This is a genomic window from Tardiphaga sp., assembly GCF_025356345.1.
Lineage (GTDB): Bacteria > Pseudomonadota > Alphaproteobacteria > Rhizobiales > Xanthobacteraceae > Tardiphaga.
The window spans coordinates 1-4,913 of sequence record NZ_JANXTC010000426.1; the positions used below are offsets into that span (position 1 = coordinate 1).

General features: G+C 65.3%; 3 protein-coding genes. All 3 read left to right on the plus strand.

Features of this window, described 5'->3' with window-relative positions; genetic code table 11:
- Positions 1–421: 421 nt before the first annotated feature.
- The 3 genes from Q0S16_RS26125 to Q0S16_RS26135 are packed head-to-tail and all read left to right on the plus strand — an operon-like array spanning position 422 to position 4,862.
- Entirely contained in the window at positions 422–2,404 is a 1,983-nt protein-coding gene (locus Q0S16_RS26125) for an ATP-binding protein (RefSeq protein ID WP_295855442.1), read from the plus strand.
- Positions 2,374–4,128: a DUF3369 domain-containing protein gene (locus tag Q0S16_RS26130; RefSeq protein WP_295855436.1), complete on the plus strand. Its 1,755-nt coding sequence runs from the start codon at positions 2,374–2,376 to the stop codon at positions 4,126–4,128. The genes Q0S16_RS26125 and Q0S16_RS26130 overlap by 31 nt, the downstream gene beginning before the upstream one ends.
- A complete protein-coding gene (locus Q0S16_RS26135; protein WP_295855439.1) occupies positions 4,125–4,862 on the plus strand; it encodes a response regulator in 738 nt (245 codons plus the stop codon). The genes Q0S16_RS26130 and Q0S16_RS26135 overlap by 4 nt, the downstream gene beginning before the upstream one ends.
- Positions 4,863–4,913 lie beyond the last annotated feature (51 nt).

Sequence of the window (4,913 nt, forward strand, 5' to 3'; positions counted from 1 at the left end):
GCCGGCCGAGTTCGCCGGACATGGCGTGCCACCACTGTAGCTCGATGGCGGCCTGCGCCGGTGATACCAGCGGCACGGCCAGGGCGAGCAACGCGACGCAACGCAACAGCGACTTCCGCATCCGCAACTGTCCTTCAGGACGGCACCCGGCTTCGGACGCCGTCAATAAATCAAGGATTTTCGCCGTGCAACAGCCGCCAGATCGGCCATTCTGCTAGGTTGGCGCATCCGGCCTTCCTGGAATACCCTGTCGGTTAGCGTGCAGGACAGGGCAAAGGTTCAGCCGGACGGCGTTTGATCCGATGAACCTTTCGCGAGGCCGGATGACACATCCGTGGTGACAAGCGAGTATAACGGAGTTTCCGGGCAGGAGGGGCTGGCGGCGCAGGGCCGTACCGGCATCGTTGGACTTGTGCGCGCGATTCCGATCCGCTGGCGCATCCTGTCGATCGCGGCGCTGAATTCCGCCGTGGTGCTGGTGCTGGCCGGTCTGATCTGGAGCGGTTCGCAGGTGCTTTCCTCGGCCTGGGACGACGTCCGCCAGGTCCGGCAGTCCGACCAGATCCTCGCCCTGCTGGAAAGCGAGACCGGACGGCTGCAGAATCTGATTCACCGCTACATCAACCAGCCCAGCCCCGATTTGTTCGCCGAGATTCTGCTGCTGCGCGAGGCGGTGCTCGGCACGCTGAACAGCCGTGCCTCCAACGACCCGATCCTGTCCGGCTCGGTGGCCGAGCTGGAGCGCGTGACAGAACGCTTCCTGTCAGGCTTTGGCGAACTGCGCGCGCTGCAGACCACGATTGCCAGGACCTATGAGGACCAGGTGCTCAGCCCCGCCAAGGACATGGCCGGGCTATATTCGATCATCGAGGGCGCCACCGGACAGCGCGACGCCCTGATCTGGCCGGCGCTCGGCAAATCGCGCGAGGCCTTCACCGCGATGCTGGTGGCCGCCAACGCCTATTATTTGTCACTGGCCTCGGCCTCGGCCGAGGAAGCCCGCCGCAATACCGAGACCATCGAGCGCACCATTCCGGTCATGACCGACCTTGCCGACAACGACCTGCAGCGGATCGCGCTGCAGCGGCTGAAGGACCGCGCCGTGGCGCTGCGCCGCGGCCTTGCCAAATTGTCAGAGCAGCTCACCGGCCGCACCGACCTGCTGCGCAATTCGATCGACGCCAGCCAGGCCGATACCATCGGCGTCATCGATGGCCTGTCGGTGAAGATGCGGCAGCGCGAACAGAACGCGCAGGCGACCTTCGACCACACGCTGGCGGCGATCTCGCGCAATGTGATGGTGATCGCCGCCGGCTTTCTCGCGGTCATCATCATCGCCGGCATCGTCATCGCCCTCAGCATCCGGCTGCCGCTGCAACAGATCATGATAGCGATGCGGGCCATCACCTCCGGCGACTACGGTCGCCGGGTGCAGGGCACCAATGCCCGCGACGAGGTCGGCGCGATGGCCCGCGCGGTCGATATCTTCCGCGAGAACGCGATTGCTAAGCGGGAGACCGAGAACGAACTGCGGGCATCCAAGGAGAGGGCCGAGAGCGCGCTGCTGGAATTGAATGCCGCGCAGCAGAATTTGATCGATGCCGAACGCCTCGCCGCGCTCGGCGGGCTGGTCGCCGGCGTGGCCCATGAGGTCAACAACCCGATCGGCATCAGCCTGACGGTGGCGTCGAGCTTTTCACGGCGCAGCGACATGTTCGCGGCCGAACTGCGCTCCGGCACCCCGCTGAAGCGCTCGCAGCTGGAAGAATTTGTCCGCACCTCGCGTGACGCGGCTCAGCAACTGGTCGCCAATTTGCACCGCGCTGCCGAGCTGATCCAGTCCTTCAAGCAGGTCGCGGTCGACCGCTCGCATGCCGAGCGCCGGCAGTTCAGCCTAGCCGAGGCGACCGAGCAGATCGTCGCCAGCCTGCGTCCGGTACTGAAGAAGTCGCCTATCGCGCTGGCGATCGACGTGCCGGACGGGCTGCTGATCGACGGCTATCCCGGCTCCTACGGCCAGATTCTGACCAATCTGTTCCTCAACGCCGTCAACCACGCTTTTCCCGACGGCCGCGCCGGCACCATTACCATCGCCGCCCGGCTGCGCGGCGACGACATCGAGATCAGCTTTGCCGACAATGGCGCCGGCATGACGCCGGACGTGCAGCGTCAGGCATTCGACCCATTTTTCACGACGCGCCGCAACGAAGGCGGCACCGGGCTCGGACTCCACATCGTCTACAATCTGGTGACCCAGCAGCTTGGCGGGCGCATGATGCTGGAGTCGAGACTGGGACAAGGCACGACTTTTCGCATTATCATGCCGCGCGCCCTCACCGGCGCCGCGGGTTCACTTGACGGGGCAGCACCGCAATGGCCGACCAGGACGATCTCCTCTATCTGATTGAAGATTCCGGCGACGTGGCGGAACCGTCCACGGCGCGGAAATGGAAGATCGCGGTGATCGATGACGATCACGCGGTGCACGAGGGCACCCGCTTCGCGCTCAGCGACTACACGCTGAACGGCCAGTCGCTGGAAATCCTGTCGGCCTATTCCGCGGCCGAGGGCCAGACCCTGATGCGGGACAATCCGGACATCGCGGCGGTGCTGCTCGACGTCATCATGGAGACCGATGCCGCCGGCCTCGACCTCGTCGAATTCATCCGCCACCAGCTGCACAACGAGACCGTCCGCATCATCCTGCGCACCGGCCAACCCGGCCAGGCGCCGGAACGACGCGTCATCGTCGACTATGACATCAACGACTACAAGGCGAAGACCGAACTAACCGCCGACAAACTGTTCACCTCGCTGACCGCGGCGCTGCGCAGCTACCAGCAGCTCGAGCGCATGGTACAGACAAGGCGCGGGCTCGAGATCATCATCGATGCCGCCTCGACCTTGTACGACTTCAAGTCGATGCAGCGCCTTGCCGAAGGCGTGCTGACGCAAATCGCGTCGCTGCTCAATGTGGATTGCGCGGGGATCCTGGTGCTGCGCGACGGCGGCGTGATCAGCGATGACTTCGCGGTGCTGGCCGGCTCCGGCTGCTACAGCCGCTTCATCGGTTGCCCGACGCCACACTCGCTCGATCCCGACCTGCGGCAGATGGTGGAGGACGCATTCCGCCGCCGCCGTCATGATTTCGACGACCAGCGCACGGTGCTGTATGTCCGCACCGGCTCCGGCCGCGAGGTGGTGGTGCTGCTGCAGGCCGAGCGGCAATTGTCGGAGACCGACCGCTCACTGGTCGAGATTTTCGGCAGCCGACTGTCGATCGCCTTTGACAATGTCATTTTGTACCAGCAGCTGCATGAGGCCAACTCCCAGCTTGAGGACCGTGTCGCGCAACGCACCCGCGCGCTGATCCAGGCCAACCGCCGACTGTCGGCGCAATGGCTGCGGCTGCAACGCGCCAACGGCTTCAAGAACGAGATTCTTGGCACCGTCGCTCACGATTTGAAGAACCCGCTCGGCGTCATACTCGGTCGCACAGAGATGCTGACCGAATTGATCTCGGCCGGCTCGCCCAAGGACAATATCGTCGCCCAGGTCGAGCATATCCGCGACGCCACACGTCGGCTGACCTCGATGGTCGATCATCTGATCAACGACGCCATGGCCGATGCCTTCGATATTACCATCCGCCGCGAGCCGGTCGACATCTCGGCGCTGGTCAGCGACGTCGCCGAGGCCAACAAGCCGTCGGCGATCAGCAAGCAGCAGGAGATCCTGGTGTCGGCGCTGAGCCACCACGACCTCACGATGTGCGATTCCGACCGCATGCGCGAGGCGATCGACAACCTCGTCAGCAACGCCATCAAATACAGCCCGATCGGCGGCAAGATCGCGCTGCTGGTCACCGGCGACGCCGACAGCGTCAAGGTCAGTGTCAGCGACGAGGGCGCCGGCCTGTCGCCGGAGGATCTCGACCGCCTGTTCGGCCGCTTCCAGCGGCTGTCGGCCAAACCCACCGCCGGCGAAAGCTCGACCGGCCTCGGCCTCTCGATCGTCAAGCGCATCGTCGACATGCATGGCGGCGAGGTCGCCGCGCACAGCCCCGGCCCCGGCCGGGGCGCCACCTTCACCATCCTGCTTCCCGCGACAACCGATGCCCAGCCATGAGCCAGAGCCCGCATATCATCATCGTCGATGACGAAGCCCCGGCCCGCGAGATGGTCGGCGACTATCTCAAGATGCACGGTTTCACCGTGACCTTGTGCGACGGCGGCCGGAGCCTGCGCGCCGCGATCGAGAGCGGCGTCCCCGATCTGGTGGTGCTTGACCTCAACATGCCCGAGGAAGACGGACTGTCGATCATCCGCGACCTCAAGAGCCGCACCAACGTGCCGGTGATCATGCTGACCGCTACCGCCAGCCCGATCGACCGGGTCGTCGGCCTCGAACTCGGCGCCGACGACTACATCGCCAAGCCCTGCGAATTGCGCGAACTGATGGCGCGGATTCGCTCGGTGCTGCGGCGAAGCGCGCCGAAGGGCGCGACGATAGCCGAAGCCTTGCCGGCGAAGGCGGCGAAGGATCATCTGGTGCGGTTCGGCACCAAATGGCTCGACCTCGAGGCGCAGGCGCTGCGCGACGATGACGGCAACGAGCATCCTCTGACAGCGTCCGAGTTCGGACTATTAAAGGTGTTCGCCGCCAATCCGAAGCGGGTGCTGTCGCGCGAACGGCTGCTGGAGCTCGCCAATGCCCGCGACGCCGAAGCCTTCGACCGCGCCGTCGATCTGCGCATCATGCGGATCCGCCGCAAGATCGAGCCGGACCCGGCCCACCCGGCGGTGATCCGAACCATCCGCGGCGGCGGCTATCTGTTCTCGCCGGTCGGCGAGCGGGGGTAACTCACTATCATTCCGGGGCGGGAGCGGCGCCAGCCGCGAACGAACCCGGAA